Genomic DNA, 1,134 nt, shown 5'->3' with positions numbered 1-1,134 from the left:
CTAATGCAACTAAATGGCAGGTTAGTTGAATAAGGATTATCTAAAATTCTATGTAAAAAGTTAAAAATCCCCCAAATTACAGATGTCGATATAAGCTGTATAATTATCCTATTATTAAACATAAGAGTGGAGAAAATTATCAGGAGGATTAATGGAGTGGTCAACTGGATAATTCGATTAGGACTGATAATTACAGGCAGTCTTCTATGCCTACAAGGAATAATCACAAAAGAAAATAATAAGGAAGACTTAGTTAATGCTGGAGATATAACTGTATACGCAAATGAGTTTTTAGGTTGTATCGGGTTTATAATTACATTTATTCTTGGGGGCTTTTTAAAATTTTTACCAGTTTGGTTGGTAAAATCACTATGGTTTTCACTAGGAATTGGATTTATACTTCTTGGATTACTTTCAAATTTAGCATTTCTTTTACATTATTGAACTAACGTATTGTGTAGTTGAAGACAAACTTTTCTTGAAAGTGGTGCATTATGAAAGAAATTTGGATTGAAGCTGAAGCATGGTCAAACGGATATGATAAATATGATGATAATACTGATGTGAAAGTAAAATTCGAAGATGGTACTGAAGGAATTGCGACCTTTATTACATATAAAAATATTTTGAGTTTAAGAGAAAAAAACCAAGCTACTGGTGAGTGTCTTAATGGTAAATATTTTTGGGCAAGAGATATGTTATTGATAGAAGATATAAGTCGTAAAACTATAACAGATGTTGTTGTTCAACTATTGAAAGATGATGAATTTTGGTCCGTAATTGAAAAATGTTAATTAGAAGCATATTCAACTAAAGCATGCTTTAGTTGAATATGATCATGAGTTGTAAATCTGATTTTTTATTAATAACCTATTGGTCAATTGTTTGATGAAAGTTAAAAAGGATACTTCACATTAGAAGTATCCTTTCTAACTTTCTATCATATATTTCACTTACAAATACATAGTCCAATTAGTACTAATCAGTGTTCATTTTTTATATTTAATAAGTATGAATATGCAATTTCTTCGAATCCCACTCTGCAAAACAAACTTGTTTTAACGATAGGTTCGAGTCAGAAAGCAAATTATGTACCCAATTTTCATCTTTATTTATATCTAGAAGAGCTCGTAT

Annotated in this window: 2 protein-coding genes; both read left to right on the top strand. The window is 29.4% G+C overall.

Annotation, left to right across the window (positions count from 1 at the left end):
* The first annotated feature begins 156 nt into the window (after positions 1-156).
* Positions 157-444, top strand: a complete 288-nt coding sequence (locus COJ46_RS19535) for a hypothetical protein (RefSeq protein WP_097978998.1) — start codon at positions 157-159, stop codon at positions 442-444.
* 50 nt (positions 445-494) lie between these two features.
* Positions 495-794, top strand: a complete 300-nt coding sequence (locus COJ46_RS19530; RefSeq protein ID WP_098566213.1) for a hypothetical protein — start codon at positions 495-497, stop codon at positions 792-794.
* Positions 795-1,134: the final 340 nt, after the last annotated feature.

Source organism: Bacillus sp. AFS077874 (assembly GCF_002566505.1).
In the GTDB taxonomy this organism is placed as follows: domain Bacteria; phylum Bacillota; class Bacilli; order Bacillales; family Bacillaceae_G; genus Gottfriedia.
Note: the sequence above shows the minus strand (reverse complement) of the source record. Positions and strands in the feature narration are given on the sequence as shown.